We start from the raw sequence: 19072 nt of genomic DNA, 5'->3' as shown, positions 1-19072 counted from the left end.
GCGTTAGGGGTGATTTCGGAGAAGGTTCAGTCTGCGTCTAAAGCAACCAGCCGATTCGATATCCCCTCACGTCCAAAAGAATCTCGTCATTCTGACCATGTAATTGGAAGTTCAGTATCAAGCCATCCTGATCTTGATGCACTAACTGAATCGTTACCAGACAGATCTCTCCCGGGTCCGGCAACCGACCAAACAGAATCTTTTCAAACTTGACCGGCAGACTGGCTCGCCCGTATTTCCTTCCCGCGAATACCGCAGCAGCATAGAGACATGCATCCATCGCCGCACAATTGATCGACCACCCAAAGGTGGGGCGACTCCCGCCGCCAAGTTGAACAGTGGACGATGCTGAGATGCGGCCGTATGCCTGATCACCTTCAATTGCGATCGACAAAAGGCATTGCAAATCAGGTCCATGAAAAATCACTGCGGTTTCATCGAGGTACGCAATTGGCTCGAAGTCCAGGGTAGACAGATCTGGAATTGAGGCTGTCGATCGAGGAACGATTTCAGCCGGGAGAAATCGGCCTTCAAAGTAAGTCTTATCCTTCGTGACGATGCGACCATCTCGACGGCGAACGTCGGCAACCAACTCACAATCGATTCCAGAATCCGTCGGCGTGACCTGAACTTTCACAGTCATCGGAGATAGCGAGGACCATTTGATTGCCTGAATCGCAGTGACGTTTCTCGCCTCGACCACCAAGGGTTTGCCTGTCGTTGCTCGTGCTGCTTCCGCCATCATTTCAATCGCCACAACGAACGGCAACGTCGGTTTTCCCTGTACCAAGTGCTGATTGAGGAATCGTTCCTTTTCAGGATTCAATTCAACAGCAAAGGATTCCGTATGATTCGAATTCAGGTCCTGTTCAGGATCGAGAATCGGATAGCTCGTCAGCGTTTTAAACTCGTTGCTCCCATCCAGAACATTGCGATCAACGGGGAAGAACTTGCGGTAATAAGCGCGATCTGTAATGAGAACTTCAGGCTCATCGCCGCCAAGTTCGAGCTCATTCAGAAAATGAGCAATCCCTTCTTGGGCCGGCATAAACTCCAGCTGAATCATCTCCAGCGCAAGTTTCGTTTCAGGCTTCGTCGCCATCCCGATATCGCCCCACGCATGCCAGTGAAACGTCACGCTAAATACTTCTGGGCGTTCACGACGATAACGACCAACCAGTTTTGCGAGGCTGTCATTGGCAAACGAGTAGTCGGTATGTCCATTCGCTCCAAAACGTCCGCTGATGGAACCGAACGCAACAAACCATTCCAGTGCATCCTGTCTCGTTGCGTCCATCAGATTGATGCAGCCATCAATTTTGGCTCGCAGACATTGATCAACTTTATCCGGACGTTTGCGATCGAACCGCGCATCCTGACCAATACCGGCCCCATGAATAACGCCTGAGATCGCCCCGTGAGTGCGACGAATGACAGTCAAAGTTTGCTGGACTTGTTCAAAGTTCGACACGTCGCAGCAATGATAGGTCGCCTGAATCCCCTCACTCTTACAGAGCCTGATCGTGGCGTCGATCTCGAGTCCCTTTTCGATGTTCCGCCAGGCCTCCATCCCGTTCTGCTTTTTTCTCGCTGCTTCAGCCATCACCCAGCGCCGTAACTGGAGGCGATCGCAGTCAGCCTGAACTCGAAGTTCGTCGCTGATCTTCGGAACGGGGGCGGTTCCCAGCAAATGCAGCTTGAGATCGTGCCGTTTCGCAAGCTCGCGGACAACGACAGATGTAATCCCACGTGCTCCGCCGGTGACCACCCATGTGCCGCCGCTACGCACCCTTGAATGCCCATTGCCACCCGTCGGATGTGGCTCGAGCGAGGAGGTCAGAGGAAGATATACAGGTTGCACCGCGTATCGCTGATCCCCATGAATCGCAACTTCCATGTCGTAGCTCGGCACAGCGAGTTCGCGCCAGATACCTTGAACAATCTGCCGCGAGGATGTTCCCGGAGCCACGTCGATCACCTTCATCGGAGTCGCACGGAAGCCCCGCATCCAGGCCTCGATCAACATCGCTTTGATCAGTCCTCCGAGTCCTCCCTCAGGACTTTCGCAGGTCTGACCGCTGAACCCAAAATCGCCGCCAAGGTTCATCACTGCAACAACGCTGGCACCATCCATTTTCCCATCATCGATCATCCGTTGCATCCACAACTGACAGACTCGATAGGGAACCTCAACAGCAGCAAATCGCCGCCTTTTCCAAGCTGCCACGTTGATATCACGCAGAGAGCTCTCATCATGGGACGTCGTAATGAACAGGTGCGGGGTCAATGCCCGCGCCCACACTCCACTCAACGCCCGATCAAGTTCTTCGAGACTGGAGACATCGGGAACCAGAAAACAGTCGAGACCTTGCTGCTGGAACTGCTGCTGAATGGCACGGGCAACCTGATTATTTCCGACAACAAGAGCTGGACCGCTGAACTTCGGCTCTAGCGATATCCCTTCTCGTTGCGAAGCTTCCGCAATTCTCATCGCGAAGCGCATCGACTGATCAGGATGCAGCTGCGGTCCGTTCTTCTCTTCAACAGTCGCGATAGACAGGGGCTTACTGAGAACAGAAACGCCGCGAGCAGTTTTACCGGAAGCCCCGTTTACAGACGTCGAATTGAAGATTCTGTGTGCGCGCAGCACAGAAGGGAGAGAGACCCCCGCACCTTCCGCAAGCCCCGTGAGTTCCGCGACAACAGTGTCCGAAAGCTTGGAAGAAGATTCTTCTGCCGCCTTCATGTCAATCAACAGACGAAGGGCGTGACGAACAGTCTTTTTGTTCTCGATCCCTCGCTGACGACCGGCATTCCGCCCCTCGCCAACGTTACCGGTAGACGAACATAGAAATAGACGAGAAATCTGCTCGGAGATTTCGTCCCCGAGATCAACGCCCCGAACCTCTTCAACACCGTTGGGAGCTTCTACATTTCGATCGAACTGGGCAGCTTCGCTCTCATCTAATCTCGTTTCACGATGAAACGGGCCATTTTTTTTTAACGGTTCATTCTCTTCCAGTGGGGATGCCGGGTGATTTTGCTGCCCGTTGCCCTCAACAGTTCGGTCCGAACTCCCGTCCACCGTTTCCTTGAGGAACTCCAGAATTTTTCTCAGCGTCGTGAATGAGGATAATGTCCGCCCCTGGATAGCACTCACCGGGAGGCTGAACTGCAGTTGAACCTCACCCAGCAACTGGGCCTGCTTGATGCTGTCAATTCCCAGATCAGCCTCAAGCTCTGCATCGAGATCAACCACGTCGGGCGCATATCCAGTTTGATCGACGACAAGGTCAATCAGAAACCTTTCCGCTCCAACTGCGTCAAAAACTGCTTCCGATCCCGTTATGTGTCCTTGAAGAATGGTCGGATCACTGACATCACTTTCGAGGCTCTGCTCCACAGGCAACTTTGGTGATATCACTGCCTGTTGCGTTTTTCCTAATCGGGCAGCGACTTCAGCAATCTGCGACAGGGTTCGTAACTCGCCCATCGACATGTCGTTCGGTGCCACAGACAATTCAAAAACGACTGCCAACTCCCCAATAATCTGAGCCTTCTTAATACTGTCGATGCCAAGATCAGCTTCGAGGTCTGCATCGAAATCAACGACATCAGGCGAATATCCTGTCAGATCAATCACGACGGTCATCAGGAATTCGCGTATCTCTTCAATCTGAACTCCCGACCCGCTCGAAGACGGTATCGGAAGCGATTGCACAGGCGGAGATTCCGCGTCAGGAGTACGAACTACAGGCGGTTCGATCCAATTGCTCTCATCCACTTGAGATGGAAAGGACTGCTCGACAGCAGCGCGTTGTCCGAAGGTGAGTTCCTGACGAACGTCGTTGGACTCCCGCTTCAGACCAGCTCGTCGGAAATCGATAATTTCGACTTCAGCCTTCTTAGACTGCGTCAAGGCCGCACCCGGACTCACATTCGTCGCTGTTCCCACAATCCTTGTGCTGGCTGGTGACGCCCCGACAATTTCAGTCGCAGCCTGAAGTAACAGCAACCGTTCTTCAACTGATCGCCCGGGAACGTCCAGGCTCAAGCTGAGCGTTTCCGATCCGCAGATTTCCTGATTCATTCGACTGAGGATCTGGTTTGGTCCTACCTCGATGATCAGGTCAACATTGTCCCCGACAAGTCGCTGAATCGCCGGCGCGTAGATGACGCTGTTATTCATCTGAGAGACCAGTGAATGACGCAGATCGTCAGGCTCTGCCAGATACCTCGACGACGTTGTCGAGAGGAATCCATATTTCGGCGGCAGGAAGCATTCCTTTGAATAACAGGATCTCAGGATCTCCGCAGCATCTGCCATTCGTGGGGTGTGATATGCCACTGGAACCGGAATGACGACGCTCGCGAATCCAGAATTCGTCAACTCTTTTCTCAACGTTTCCACGAGAGCGACTTCTGTCGCCACCAGTGTTTGCTGAGGCGCATTCATGTGAGTAATCGTCGCTGCGATTCCGGTACGACGAATCGCAGAACTCACCTCACTTGGAGTTGCTCTGACAGAGATGAGCCTTCCCGGTTCACGAACTGTAAGGCAGACCGCATCTGAACGTGACTTCACCATTCGAACGACCTGCGACATCGTCAGGACGCCGCAGGCAACGAGCGCAGCATACTCTCCAAAACTGTGTCCCAACACGACGTCCGGGCTCCATCCACGGGCTTTGAGTTCAGCCGTCAGTGCTAAGCTGCACCCCAGTACCCAAAGCTGGTTCATCCAGATGTCATCCGCAGAAAACGTCTGAGGTGACTTCAAAAGTGCACTCAGAGGAGAAAGCCCAATCGAGCCAATCTCGGCGTCAAATGCATTCAGAACTTCGCTAGCAGTTTGACCTTTTTCAAGCAGAGCAGGGCCCTCGACATAATACGATCCCTGCCCAGGGAAGACCCAAGCTGTTCGGGAGGCCCGATCTTTTGCCTGCCAGAGAATCGTGCGATCCGTCTCGAAAACACCGCGCAATCGCCCTTCCGACAACCGCTTTCTCGCAGCCACCAAACGTGTTTTTAATTGTTCAGGCGAACTTGCAATCACTGCCAATCGAGAAGGGGTTCCCGATGCAAACACTGACGAGCGATTCATCATCGCCTGATCTGGTCGTTGCAGTGCGAGATCAATCTGTTCAATCAACCGCTGTGTATTCGCGCCAGCGAGACGAACAAGAACATCTTGAGAATCTGTCGGTGCCATGGAATATTTGTATTCTGTCCGGATCAAATGAGGATTGTCCTGGGGAGGCGCTGTCTCCAGAGACATCTGATCCGCTTGGGGGCTATGCACGTCGGGTTTCGAATCGCTTTGTGACGAAGTCGGAGCCATTTGATTCAACGTCTGTTTCAAATCTTGCTTCTCTGGCTGGGAAGCAGTTCGATAATCGAGCTGATAGTGTAAACCATCCTCAGCCTGGCAGCTGATCTGCGGCAACTGAGGGACGTCCGGATTCTCTTCCCAGAGTATCGTCTGTTTCAACAACTCAACACACGTCTGGGCTCCTGTCAAATATCCGATTTGACGGACCAACGAACGGTCAAATTTCCGCTGGGATTGATCATCTTGATCGACGCTCACTTGTCGCATGTCACAATGGACTCCATCGATCACCCCCAAGACAGAATGCCCCCGTTCTCTCGCAACGCTTAATCGCTCGAGTATGAAGACAACCGCTCCTTCTCCCGGAAGGAGTCGATTGGATTGATCATTAATATCCGATGGGTTGTTAGTGCGAAGAAGAGCACCTTTCCGATCGAGCTGCTCGAACTTTGCAAGATCCATTGCACGTTCTGCTGCTCCACAAACTGCAACGTCCCAAACACCTGATCGAAGTTGATCGAGAGCATGATTCAACGCCGCCAGACCAGATGCATCATCGACATCGATCGCGCATGCTCCACCCATCAAATCGAAGGTCTTTGCAACGCGTGACGCCAGTGTACTCGCTGTAAAACTGCCTGTTTCGTCAAGAAGAGCAGGGCGGTTGGCAAGTACATCCTCACGATATTTCGTGAGAATTTTTTCCGCCTGGTCACTCGAGAGCCCCCACCCGAGAAGTTCGGACCGAATCGCTTTGGAAATCTCGGGAAGTCTGAGTCCCAATTGCAGCTGACTTCCGAAATCTCCACTGAAAATCGTCCCGATGACGACGCCAGTCTTCTGGCGATTGAAATTCCAGAGTCCTTGGTCAACCTCGTGAATCGCCTGACTCACCGCATCCAGCAGCATCATCTGCAACGGATTCGCCTGTCGAACCTGCTTTGGTGGAATTCGATATTTCTGACTATCAAATTCGTAATCGTGGATAAAGCCGCCCAGACAAGTCGGTGTCTGAAACGGAGCCGGTTGTGAAGAGGACTTCACTCCGATTTGGTTTCGCCATCGATCTGCAGGAGCAGGGCCGATCGCTGATGTCTTCGACCTGAGCAACTGGCGAAATTGCTCCAAATGATGCGCGCCGGGTAGGACCGCTCCGCGCCCAACAATCGCGATAGGTTCATCAAGATGAGATAACGGCAATCGGCGTTCGACACTCGACCCCGTTCCATTGCCCGGCTCGCGTACATACAAATGGGCGTTGAGTCCCCCGATACCAAATGCGCTGACAGCTGCCCGTCGAACATCTGTTTTCGGTTTCCACGGTCGACGTTTGTTGACGACCTGAATCGACTTCGATGACCAATCGAATCCCGTATTAGGTGAGGTGTAGCCGACCGTCTCAGGAATTTCCCCTCTCTTCATCGCGAGGAGAATTTTCACCAACCCCGCAACGCCGGCGGTTTCCAATGTATGACCGAGATTCGACTTTAAACTTCCGATCAGTAACGGCTCTCCGTTGACACCAGCATCGATTGACTGCAGGATTCCGTTGACAGCCTGCAATTCCGTCGCGTCCCCCAGCTGCGTACTGGTGGCATGAGCCTCCAGATAGTCGATTTGCAGGGGATGGTCGTCTGGATACGCCCGTCTGATTGCAAGCTGCTGTCCTTCAGCACGTGGTGCCCATAAAGACTTCCCACGCCCATCAGAGGATGTTCCCAGCCCTTCAATCACACCGCGGATCGGCAGCTTCAGTTCTCTCGCTGTCTCCAGTGGGACAATGACGACAGCAGCATATCCTTCCGAACTGATCAGACCGCTTGCGTCTTGATCAAATGGATAAGAACCGCGATCGCTACACGCCTGCGATTGTGAAAACAGAATGAGATTGTCGACCCCATTGGTCGTCGCTCCACCGACAATCGCTGCTTCGATGCGACCATGGCGAATCGCGTGAATCGCCTGCTGCATGGCGAATAGAGAAGAGGCGCAGGCAGCATCGCAGACGATCCTCGGACCATCAAACCCCAGCAGCGTCGCCGGTAATGATGCAGCAGTGTACGCCTGATAGCGGGGATTTTGTATTTCATCTCGCCGAGGACGAGATGATCGAATCTTTGAGGCAACCCGATGCAGCATTTCTGCCCGGACTCCTGCCGGGATTTTCTGAATCTCAGCTTGATCATTGAGAAAGTCGAGACCTTCTTCAATGAGTGAAGCGAGATTCAGTTTGCCGCCATTCTGTGTCGCTCCAGAATGTCCAACGAATACTCCTGTCTTCCGCCACCGAGAATCTCCTCCTCGCAAACCCGCGGACTCCCAGGCACTCAGAGCAACGTCACAAAAACGCTGATGGACGACGTCGATGGATGCAATCTCTTTGGCACTCATCCCCCACTGCTGAAGTCGAAGCACACGATCTGGAACGATTCCTCCCAGAGTCGTATAGGTCTTTCCGGGCTGTCCTCGGCGTTCGTCGAAATAAAGTTCTCGTTCAAGTTTCCCCTCTGGAAGATGAGAAAACCCTCTCTTTCCAGCAAACAGCAACGTTTCGAACTCTGCGAGATTCGATGCACCGGGCAAACAGCAGTCCATCCCGACAATTGCGAGCGCAATTGGATGACTCGACTCAATTGAGTGACCAGAGTTTGCAAATTTAGCGGACATCAAGGCTCACATCTCTTCCATCACAATCAAAATGAGCTTCCTGCATGATCTGCTCAGCAAGTTTCATAAACCGTGACTTCAGCTCACTCTCTTCGATGTTTGACTGACAACATTCGAGATGGATCTGCCCGTCCTCGTAGACGTCGATCAACGACACCTGCTTCCTCAAAACCTGTTCCCATGTCTGTGCTGAGCAGTAAATTCTCATCGACGCGGACTCTGCTCCACCTTCAGCGCGGACGAATCCATCAGTTCGACTGGAAATCACCCAATCTCCGCCATTCTCTCCAGAAAGGACCAGCCCCCATTCAGCCTCAGTGTCGCAACGATCTATCTCTGAAAAAGACGAATTCTCCCCTGCCAAACCGCGCCAGATTCCCGCTGAATTGACCGCATGTTTGAATTCCGGCGATGCAGATTGGTCGACGTGGATTTGTCGTTGTCCCAATGAACACACCGATACACGGCTCATGTCCGGACAATTTTCGTCGCCGCAAACGTCAAGTGCTTTCAGCAGGTTGGTCTGATCGAAAACAGGGTCGTCGCGAAAATATGGCTGAAAGGTTCCAACGAATTGGCTGATCAAAAGATTCAGCCCTGCAGTATCTCCCACATCAGCCTCAACAACTGACTTCCGGAATCCTTGTGATTTGAGGGCTTCATAAAAGCCGGTCATCAACTCTCGAAATGTTGTACCGACTGGATGTGTAAGATGGTACGTACTCTGGTGCAAATTTGGACGCCGCACAATTTGCACGATGATGCGAGAAATCCACTCAACCGGAACGATGTTTTTATGCTCAGTCCCAGTCAGTCCCAACCCTTCAACAACTTTTGAAATGTCGGGCAACCCGGACTTCTTCGCCATCAGTTGAAGTAAACTGAATGCCAGGTAAATCGTACGATCCCCGAGTTGCATCGCCCCTGGGCGTGGGTCGATGACAATCGAAGGGCGATAGATCGTCAAAGACTGATGACGAAATGCTTCTTTCAGCAGGTCCTCAGCCTGACATTTACTCTTCTCATAGTCATTGGAAAAGTCCTGCCCCACGTTCGTTTCATCTTCGAAGACCCGACCAGTTCTCCGCCCGCAGATATAAGCAGAAGAAATGTGATGAAACTCCTGAATTCCGTGATTCAGGCAGAATTCCGCCAAAGAGCGCGTCCCATCCACATTCGTTGTAAACGGTTCATTTTGTGGATGCACATGCGCTGGACGAAACGATAACGACGCTCCGGAGTGGATCACATTCTGACAATGGCGTCGAACCCAAAGCTGGTCTGCCTCCGACATCCCCAACTCGGAATGAGTCAATTCACCCGGGATAACAACTGGTCTCGGAAAGGTACGGTTGAATTGCTTTTCAGCTGCACGCATTTGCAGCTCGATCCTCGCCGCTGCGTTTTGGTCACGCGTGGCTCTCGCCAACACTGCGACTGGCAATCCACATCGCATGAGGTCAAGCAGCACACTTTGCCCGACCAGACCTGTTCCCCCAGTTAGTAGCGAGTACCGCTTTTCACGCATACTACGCCAACCCCCCGTCTAAATAATCTCCGTAGCCAGCATCACGCGGGCATACGTCGGTCGATGCAAGAAAATTTGGAGTGGTACTGAACCACAAGTCAATATCCATTAGTCACTACTGCGCAATGAGTTAAATTCTAGATCGAGCTTTGACCCTTTGCACGAAGTCTTTCCAAATTTCGTAATGTTCATCCCGAAATCAGGTTCAGACACGTGGAAAAGCGGCGCTTCACTTCAAACACGCCATCCGCTGGGACCACAATCGCACCCTTATTGTCTATAAACTGAGAGTTCAAATTTGCAACCTCCTCGCACCTCACCTGCCTCTGGTAAGTACGACGTCCACCCAGATGGCATATTGGGAGATCAAAAAAGGCTAAGCGACAATCAATGCTCCCACTTCCGTAAAGAAGCACCCCCTTGTCGGTCCGATTCACTCATTGAGAAACGTGTGCGCCGAGACGCTAACATCAACAGGGCTCAGAGCCACAGGAAAAAACAGAATCGATTAAACACTGCATACAAGTTGCCACTTGTCAGCTGTGTCGCAAAACCACACCATCTGAGACGAACCAATACAGGACGCACATGAGCAGGGCACAATGGCGTGCTTTTGTTTTAAAACAGATTCTGCACAAATAGAAATTGATGCATTTACGATCTGTTCACAGGGCCTTTACCCGCAATCAGCCAATACCCGCGAGTGAATCTAGGGGAAATCCGTAGTCTTCTCAGTTAGTAGCTGAGGCAAAACGAATATTGCTGGATATTCCATTGGATTCGCTGAAACCGACACATCCCGAACATCGATCTACTGCGACATGGGCCGTTTGTACAACTCGCATCAGATCTTCGAATAAATCAGAATTTCACACTTTTCGATTGTTTTTGGTGGAGGGGCTGGAAAAGATGTAAGCGGGTCGACTCAGGCTTTCCATGGGATTGCAGTTAGAACTCCCAAACACCACAGCTTACGGCGTCAACCGGCCAAAACCCATGAGCGCACAAGCATTCGAAGCCGAAAATGCTCTACAGCCCTCAAATATTGAAAATTTGGAGCCTTTGGCACGCGATTTCCAGACGGATTTGGACGCAGCGTTTCGGTTACAATTGGGTTGTTAGTTAGACTCGCGTCAAATGTTTTGCATGGATTCTTGGACGCGAGCTTTATTCAGAACAAATGGCGTCGGGTCTGCGACCGAACCTTGATGAGTTCTCGAGATTACTGAGGACGATAGTTAATATGACACAGCATTCTTCTGCTACTCGAAGTTCCCTTGATTCAGATTCAAGCGAAACGACGATCGCTGTATCGGATGGCCCCCCTGCGAAAGGGAATTCAAAGTCGAATCTTCAGCACGAAGCTCCATCACCAGTAAAAGTTGGCGTCCCAGTATCATCACCATCCAGCGCCGAAACCTCTTCAATTGTTCGAGGCCTGAAGAGGTCTTTTGACAATTTTAAGTCTGCATTGCCGCTGCTTTTTCTGGATGTCGTCGGACTGCTACTTTGCACGCTGGTCGCCTCGACTGCACTGACTTTTTTCCTTCCGAATGCCCCCCAATCAATCGCTTTGGGGCCCCATTTGTGTCTCTACAGCTTGGTGTTTATCAGCATATTCACACTCCTGTCGTTGTACCCCGGAATCGGCCTGAACCCGATCACCGAGATGCGAACAATCGCTCGTGGGACATTAGCGGCGGGAGTGGTGCTGTTCATTTTTGCGGTCGCGTCAGGCCACGATGTGTTTTACCGCTCAGTCTTCGCTGTCGTCCTTTCAATGCTTGCACTGATGATCTGCCCTCCAGTGCGATGCACCGCGCGTTCTGTTCTCTCTTACCTATCTTGGTGGGGTCAGCCTGCGGTCGTCATTGGCCCCAAAGATTCGTGCGAACGACTGATTCAAGTTCTTAAGCAAAAATCTTCAATTGGCCTCCGACCTGTCGGTTACATCCAAGACCATCTCCTCGGCCCGAACAATGCTGACTCACTGGGCACATTGCACAATCTCTCAGCAATCGCCCGTAAACACCACATCAGCTGGGCGGTGATTGCCCCAAGTGAGAATCATTCTGAAACGGTGTCTGAGCTAGTCCACCACTGCAAAGAGATCCCGAATGTCGTCGTGATTCCGGGGTTCAGTGAATACCCGAGTTTGTGGAACCACACTCAGGATATTGGCGGACTGCTGGGGATCTGCTATCGAGAACGGCTACTCGATCCTTGGGCACAATTCTGTAAACGAGCTTTTGATATTTCTGCAGTGCTTTTGGGGTCCCTGCTGCTGAGCCCCATTCTCGTTCCTCTCTTCATCGTCACGTATGTCTGTATGAAGTGGAACTCGCCAGGTCCGATTTTCTACAGCCAGGATCGGGTCGGAAAAGACAGAAAAACCTTCCGTGCATGGAAGATTCGTACAATGGTCGTGAATGCAGATCAGGCACTCATCGACTATCTCAATGCACATCCGGAGATGAAGACTGAGTGGGATCTCAATCAGAAACTGAAAAACGATCCTCGGATCATTCCCGGCATTGGAAACCTGCTCAGAAAAGCGAGCCTTGATGAGTTACCTCAACTCTGGAACGTTCTCTGCGGCGACATGAGCCTTGTGGGGCCCCGCCCCTTTATGACTGAGCAGACAGTGTTATACGGAGAGCGGCTTGCATTGTACGAGCGAGTTCGCCCCGGCATCACCGGGCTCTGGCAAATCTCAGGCAGGAATCACACGACATTCGAGCGGCGTAGCCAATTCGATGCATATTACGTCAGGAATTGGTCGTTCTGGTTGGACATCTTCATTCTTGGAAGAACCGTGAAAACGGTACTACTGAGAGAGGGAGCTTTCTAAAGCAACCCAACATCGAACATTGAATCGGTTTTTGGCAATCGTTCTAAATGAAGCACTTAGTCAAATTGGAGACTGAGGAAAAGCTGGGCGTGTTAATGTAATTGAATGAATGCACAAGGTGCATTTGGGCAATCTCAGAGTGTTCACTTAATAAAAACTTTCCTTCCAGCCCAAGAAACTCTAAAGTCGAGAGCTGCCTCGTCGTCAATTGGTCTTCAATTCTCATCCAAGATCAAGATTCGGTTGCTAACGGTTGGAATTCGAACTCAGATTACCGAAAACATGAACGATTACGTAAACATCCCGGAAAATCTCACTCCGGGCAAAAATCCTAACGCTCCACCAGCTCCCGCATCTGCGCCGGCAATGGACATCGTTGGGATCATCAAGGGTCGATCCGCCGTCATTCTCTGCTGCGCAGCAATTGGCGTTCTGCTAGGTGTTGTTTACTGGGCAAACGCAACGGAAGTCTACGAGTCTAAAGCGAAGGTTTTAATCACTCTCAAAGACGTTCGCCCTAAGGACGACAATACCAGTGGCGCGTGGTCAGAGGACAGAATTAACGCCGAAACGCTCGCTAACCATATTGAGATTGTCCAAAGTCAAAGCATCATTTCTAAAGCACTGGATCGTGCCAACTGGCAGGAGATGCCTTTCTTTCAGGACAAACTTGCTTCCGATCCGACATTTTCACCAGGCAAATATGTCATCAAGCAGCTAAAGCTCGCCAAGGGGGGAAGTGGCTCGGCACGCGATGCGAGAAGTCTGACAATCAAATTCCGTCACGAAGATCCGCAAGATTCACTCAAAATCCTGCAAGCGATTGTCCTCGAGTACGAATCGTTTTTGGATGAGCAGATCTCCAAAACCATGAATGCAGCTTATATTCTCATCAACGAGGCACGCGATAAGCTCGCTCTCGAATTGAGAAAATCTGAAGACCAATACGTCGCTGCTCGTCGGTCCGCTCCAGTTCTTTACGCCGGAGATGGGAGCGGAAACGTCTACATGGACAAATTCAAGCGACTGGAAGACGAACGTCTTTCTATCGACATTCAATATACTACCGCGTTGACGCGTCTTCAGAAAATCGAAGAGCGCCTCGCTGACATTGACCTGGACAATCTCGAGCCTCTCGAACTGATGTCTCTGATTGATTCAGAGAGCCTTCAGCGTCTGACGACCTATGTCAGCTTCTCCTCAGGGCAGTCGGCAGATTTTCTAAAGAATCAACCAGACCGTCTGGCGGCGGCGACTGCTCAATATGACCTTCTGACTTCATTGCGAGCACAACTCGCGGAACTGGAGTCCAATTTCCGACAGGGCCACCCGGACGTCATCAATCTGAAAAAGCGAATTCAGATGGTGGAAGATGTCATCAAGAACGCCCGCAAGGAATCGGAATTTACGACAATCTTCGATCAAATGACTCCGAGCAAGATTGCTCAAACCTACCTGGGCTATCTTCGACACGAGTTGGTGTCTCTCTCTGCACGGAAAGACGAACTCACAGCACAGGCGGCCGCTGCTGAAGCACAGTCCAAGGAGCTGATTGAGTTCGAGCTCAGAGACAAAATGCTTCTAGGCGAAATTACCAGGAAACAGGCTCTGTTCGACGGGACAGTCGATCAGCTGCGTAAGATGGACACTGCAAGCGGTTTGAGTGGTTACGCTCATGAAGTTTTGGATGCTCCAGAAGAAGGTGAGATTGTTTGGCCTTCACTTCCGATTTGTGGTGCCGGTGGTCTCATTTTGGGCCTTCTCGGTGGAGTCTGTTTAGCGATCGTTCTTGATCAGATGGACAACCGGTTCCGATCACCAATCGAAATCGACCAAGTCTTGTCGCTGCCGGTCATTGGGCAAGTTGGGCGAATTCGTGGATCAGGTAGCAACCGAAATGCATCCCGCATGATCGTGAATGCTCTTGCCCCAGAAGCGGAATCCTTCCGTTTGCTTCGGACTTATTTTTTGCGAGAGGTGAAAGAGGGGAACCTTCGGACAGCAATGGTTTCGAGTTGCCAAACCAAAGACGGTAAGTCGACGATTATGGCAAACCTCGGAGCATCGTTCTCGGAGCTCGGCATTAAGACTCTAATCATTGATGCTGACATGCGGGCACCGACACAAAACCGGTTCTTCAATCTTGAGATCGGCACAGGCCTTTCGGACATTCTGAAGGGTGAAGCAGAAGTAAACGACTGCCTGCTTAGCACGAAACTCGACGGGCTCACGCTTTTGACCGCTGGTGGCTCAGTTCGCAATCCAGCCGAACTCCTCCAGTCAGAGAAGTTCGATAAGCTCCTGGCGACATTAAAAACACAGTTCGAACTGATTCTGGTCGACTGCGGGCCAGTGCTGATGGTCTCAGACCCGGCGATCGTCTCGCAGAAATGTGACATTGCACTTCTGGTGATCCGCGCTTCCGCTGACACGAAGAGAAAGTGCGCCGAAGCTGTCCGACGACTGCGATCAGCATCCGCCAATCTCCGCGGTTGTATCGTGAATACATTCGGAAGTCCGAAGGAATTCACTCGTGCAACCGGGGATGGATCCGGTGGCTACTACTATGGCTATGGGTATGGGTACGGGTACGGCAACTCCTATGGAAACCGTGTCTACGGCGCGAACCGCATGATGGAGGCCGAGCGGAATCAAGCCAAATCCAACGGAGCAGCTCACAAGAACGGCTGATACCGAACGAGTCACTTCTCAGTTAATTTGAAATTCACTCCCCGGTTTGATCATCGTGATGGTGCTTCAAATCGGGGAGTCTTCATTGGCGAGTCAGGCACTCAGGATCTTCCCTGAACGAAGTCCACTGGACGAACTTGGCGTCGCCCCATTCCTTACTGACATGAAGTGCATTCAGCGAATGCAAAATTGATCGTGTCCGTTCCAATATAGACTCATCTATTTAGATCCATTAAATTTCAAAAATGGCGACGACTGATTCATCTCCCCCAAGCGTGGTTTCCAATTCGACTGAGAACATTGGGAAAATCACGCCGCAGATAAAAGGGATCGAGCGCGCAATCCGCCCTCCCGATGAGTTCGCCAACTTCCTAACTCATGGATTAGGATTCGTCGGCAGCCTACTCGCAGCGGCTTGGCTCATCCGGCACACGTGGAGATCACCCGATCCCTGGATCGTTGTTGCGTGCGTGGCGTACAGTGTGAGCCTTGTTGCCCTCTATGCTGCGTCGATGCTTTCACACGCGTTCTATGACGTCAAACGTCGACACTTCTATCGCAAGATCGATCAGATCTGCATCTTCTTTCTGATCACCGGGACATATACTCCCTTCGCTGCGGTTTATCTCAGGCACGGTTACTGGCCGATACTGACGATCTCCATGTGGTGCTTAGCGGCTGCAGGTGCCTACTCAATTCTGAAAACGGGTTATCTCTCTGCCACCGGACAAAAACTCTATCTGCTCCTCGGCTGGTTTCCTGCGATGAGCCTGTTTGTGATCGCTCCTCAAGCCAACCTGGACGCCGTTCTGTGGATCGTCGCAGGAGGGCTACTATATTCTTTCGGCTCCCTCTTCCTTTGGTATGACAATCGAGCGAGATACTTGCATTCTGTGTGGCACATGTTCGTTGTCGCTGGCAGCGCAGCACACTTCATTGCAATCTCGATGATCGTTTAGCACCTGCCGGCATTTGTATTGCGTTGGCCGGATTCTTCCGTCATTTCCAGAGTGTTCCCTGTCGACATCGCATCCTGAATCGAGCTAAGCGGTTCCCGTCATCCATTGAGGTAAGCGACTGGGGATGATTGCGATAAGAAGAACGTTTCCGGATTGCCATCAGCTCCGCATATCCACAGGACTCTCTGAGCGACGTTAACCATTTATTGGGAGGCGACTTACACAAAGTATGGCATTTTCGACACACCTCTGAGAATTCTTCCTTAAAATCAAAAAAGCACCAATCATCGCACGCGATTTGAAATGCGCCCCGTGAACAGAATCGATCTCAGGGGGCAGCGTCGAAATAGAAGTGCTCTTTCTTTTAACAGAAGAGTCGACCGAACAATGAACTCAACACGATTAAATGGTCTGAACGTCTTATTTGTTGATGATCGGCGAGATGCCAGATTTGTCGTCCAGCACATTCTGAGAGATGCTGGGGCTGTCGTCACGGCAGGGGAGAACGGCCAACAGGCGGTGGAACTGGTGCGGAAGTTTTACGCGTCCCCGATGCAGTTTGACGTCCTCGTCCTCGATGTCCAGATGCCGATCATGAATGGATTGGAAGCTGCCGCGGAGCTTCGTCGGCAAGGGATCGATACCCCAATTCTCGCCCTCTCTGCAGGAGGAGAAGAGGGACATCGGAACGAGAGCTTTGAGGCGGGATTCAACGCCTATCTAAAAAAGCCGCTCGACGGCGAAAAGTTGGTTGATCTGGTGTATCAGCTTGCTCGCGCATCATCGGAAACCGTGAGCGATTCGACACCTGAACGATGATGTCGTCGCTGCATTCAACTGCGAAGCATGATCACTCGGCCCGATTGGGCAATTTCGACAATCGCAGAACAAGACTGCTGGCGGGCTACTGAGTCACTCGGGTTGCAGCCACCATCTGTTGTGCAAGATCTTTCAGGCCTTCGAGATGACTTGCCTTCTTCTCCGGCTCGTTGGCGATCTTTTCGAAGAACCGAACAGCAGCGGTTCCGACAATCACCCCGGAAGCAAGTCCTCGGAGCGGATCGACGTGGTCAGGCCGACTGATCCCGAAACCGATTGCCAACGGCAGAGTCGTTTCGTCTTTCAGCCATGCCAGTTGTTTGAGCAGGGCGTCCGCAACTTCTGAACGCTCTCCTGTTGTCCCAGCGACAGCGACGATGTAAACGAACCCAGAGCAGACGCTCAAAATGTCCTTAACGCGTTCGCGCGGTGTCGTTGGGGCAATCAATTGAATGAGATCGAGGCCGACAGCTTTCGTCGCTTCAAATAATTCCTGAGCTTCAGCTCCGGGCAGGTCAGGCACAATCAAGCCACTGATGCCGCTCTCGACGCATTCACTCAAAAACTTGTCGATGCTGGTTCGAAAAATAATTGCATAGGAAACCATTGCCACAAGCGGTGGCACGGATTCGGCTTTTAATTCCTTGATCGCGACAAAGATGTCCGCAACCTTCGACTTCTTTGCCAGCGCCCGTGAATAACTGGCCTGAATCACCGGCCCATCAGCAACAGGGTCGCTGTAAGGAAATCCGATTTCGATCAAATCAACTCCCGCGGAGGCCAGAGTTCGAATCGCCTCCTTGGTCGTCTCAAGATCGGGATCGGCAGCCGTAATGAATGGCATAAACGCCATTTGATTTTGCGACTTCAACTGAGCAAATGTGTTGGCAATGCGAGACGACAATGGAGACTCCTGAATTTTCCTGGTGATCCTGGCGAACTGACGATGAGCTGTAAAATTAACGGGGACCAATCCAGCCACCTGGCCATTTTCGATTGGTCATTCCCATTCAAAATCAAATCTCCAGTCCCAGTAATCTTGCGACTTCATTGACGTCTTTGTCACCACGTCCCGATAGGCAAACCACAACGGTTTCATCCTTGGTGCGTTTCTCGGCGGATTTGATGGCTTGTGCCATCGCATGTGAGCTTTCAACCGCTGGGAGAATCCCTTCCAGCCGTGCCACTTTCTGATACATCGCCAATGCTTCGTGATCTTCTGCCGTCGTGTATGTCACACGTCCGGTGTCTTTCCAGTAAGCGTGTTCAGGTCCCACTCCCGGATAATCGAGTCCTGCTGAAATGGAGTGAACATCCTGAGTCTGTCCATCTTCATCCTGAAGTACATAGCTGTAGCTGCCGTGTAGAATTCCGCGAACACCGTAGGACAGGGCACTTGCATGGTCTCCGGGACCGCTCCCGCGACCGCCTGCTTCAACACCAGTCAACGCAACTCCGTAATCCTCTACAAACGGGTAAAACATCCCGGCAGCGTTGGAGCCCCCTCCGACGCACGCGACCACTTCATCAGGAAGTCGCCCTGTGATCTCCAGGCATTGTTCACGAGTTTCCTTGCCAATTACCGATTGGAAGTCGCGAACGATCATCGGGAACGGATGCGGCCCGACGACTGAACCGAGAATGTAGTGAGTCGTTTCAACAGTCCCCATCCAGTCCCGAAGAGCTTCATTCACAGCGTCCCGCAGTGTTCGTGAGCCTGAAGTGACTGGGCGAACTTCTGCCCCCATGCTCCTCATCAGAAATACGTTCAGCCGTTGACGGCGAATATCTTCTTCGCCCATGAACACAACACACTCCAGCCCGAAGCGAGCACACGCAGTCGCAGTGGCGACTCCATGCTGCCCGGCACCTGTTTCTGCAATCACTCGTTTCTTGCCCATCCGCAAGGTGAGTAACGCTTGCCCGATCGTGTTATTGATTTTGTGAGCCCCGGTATGATTGAGGTCTTCACGCTTAAAGTAGATTTTTGCTCCGCCGACTTCTTCGGTCAGCCGCTCAGCAAAGTACAACGGACTGGGTCGACCGACGTACGTTTTCAGGAGATGGCTCAACTGAGCATGGAACTCGGGATCCTTCTGAGCGCGGGCATATTCCGCCGTCAGCTCATCTAGCGCCTGCGTCAGTGTTTCCGGCACGAAACGTCGTCCGAACTCACCAAATCGTCCCGTGATATCTGGGACACTTTTATTAGCAGCACACATGAC

General features: G+C 51.8%; 8 protein-coding genes. 4 read left to right on the top strand and 4 right to left on the bottom strand.

The window, feature by feature from the left end; translation table 11 throughout:
- Positions 1-37: 37 nt before the first annotated feature.
- Together SH668x_RS11405 and SH668x_RS11400 are read right to left on the bottom strand one after the other, a co-directional pair.
- A complete protein-coding gene (locus SH668x_RS11405) occupies positions 38-7999 on the bottom strand; it encodes an SDR family NAD(P)-dependent oxidoreductase (RefSeq protein WP_437185184.1) in 7962 nt (2653 codons plus the stop codon).
- Positions 7989-9527: an SDR family oxidoreductase gene (locus SH668x_RS11400; protein WP_437185183.1), complete on the bottom strand. Its 1539-nt coding sequence runs from the start codon at positions 9525-9527 to the stop codon at positions 7989-7991. Before SH668x_RS11400 ends, SH668x_RS11405 begins: the two co-directional genes overlap by 11 nt.
- A gap of 1471 nt (positions 9528-10998) precedes the next feature.
- Here SH668x_RS11400 and wbaP point away from each other — a divergent pair.
- The 4 genes from wbaP (at position 10999) to SH668x_RS11380 (ending at position 16847) form a co-directional block, all read left to right on the top strand.
- Complete coding sequence (wbaP, locus tag SH668x_RS11395; protein WP_437185182.1) at positions 10999-12378, top strand: undecaprenyl-phosphate galactose phosphotransferase WbaP; 1380 nt, start codon at positions 10999-11001, stop codon at positions 12376-12378.
- Positions 12379-12660: 282 nt separating this feature from the next.
- Entirely contained in the window at positions 12661-15069 is a 2409-nt protein-coding gene (locus tag SH668x_RS11390) for a polysaccharide biosynthesis tyrosine autokinase (RefSeq protein ID WP_437185181.1), read from the top strand.
- 245 nt (positions 15070-15314) lie between these two features.
- Positions 15315-16028 (top strand): PAQR family membrane homeostasis protein TrhA, encoded by a 714-nt coding sequence (gene trhA / locus SH668x_RS11385; RefSeq protein WP_437185180.1) that lies wholly within the window; start codon positions 15315-15317, stop codon positions 16026-16028.
- Positions 16029-16415: 387 nt separating this feature from the next.
- On the top strand, positions 16416-16847 hold the full coding sequence (locus SH668x_RS11380; RefSeq protein ID WP_437185179.1) for a response regulator: 432 nt from the start codon (positions 16416-16418) through the stop codon (positions 16845-16847).
- Between the two features lie 85 nt (positions 16848-16932).
- Here the strand turns inward: SH668x_RS11380 and trpA are convergent, their stop codons facing one another.
- Both trpA and trpB read right to left on the bottom strand, forming a co-directional pair.
- Entirely contained in the window at positions 16933-17751 is an 819-nt protein-coding gene (gene trpA / locus SH668x_RS11375; protein WP_437185178.1) for a tryptophan synthase subunit alpha, read from the bottom strand.
- A 112-nt stretch (positions 17752-17863) separates the two neighbouring features.
- Positions 17864-19069: a tryptophan synthase subunit beta gene (gene trpB / locus SH668x_RS11370; protein WP_437185177.1), complete on the bottom strand. Its 1206-nt coding sequence runs from the start codon at positions 19067-19069 to the stop codon at positions 17864-17866.
- Positions 19070-19072: the final 3 nt, after the last annotated feature.

The sequence above is a fragment of the Planctomicrobium mucosum genome, from assembly GCF_051466335.1.
Classification (GTDB): domain Bacteria; phylum Planctomycetota; class Planctomycetia; order Planctomycetales; family Planctomycetaceae; genus Planctomicrobium.
Note: the sequence above shows the minus strand (reverse complement) of the source record. Positions and strands in the feature narration are given on the sequence as shown.

Coding starts and splice junctions, on each gene's coding strand:
- SH668x_RS11405 (WP_437185184.1), bottom strand. CDS start 7,999: ATGTCCGCTAAATTTGCAAACTCTGGTCACTCAATTGAGTCGAGTCAT.
- SH668x_RS11400 (WP_437185183.1), bottom strand. CDS start 9,527: ATGCGTGAAAAGCGGTACTCGCTACTAACTGGGGGAACAGGTCTGGTC.
- SH668x_RS11390 (WP_437185181.1), top strand. CDS start 12,661: ATGAACGATTACGTAAACATCCCGGAAAATCTCACTCCGGGCAAAAAT.
- trhA (WP_437185180.1), top strand. CDS start 15,315: ATGGCGACGACTGATTCATCTCCCCCAAGCGTGGTTTCCAATTCGACT.
- SH668x_RS11380 (WP_437185179.1), top strand. CDS start 16,416: ATGAACTCAACACGATTAAATGGTCTGAACGTCTTATTTGTTGATGAT.
- trpB (WP_437185177.1), bottom strand. CDS start 19,069: ATGTGTGCTGCTAATAAAAGTGTCCCAGATATCACGGGACGATTTGGT.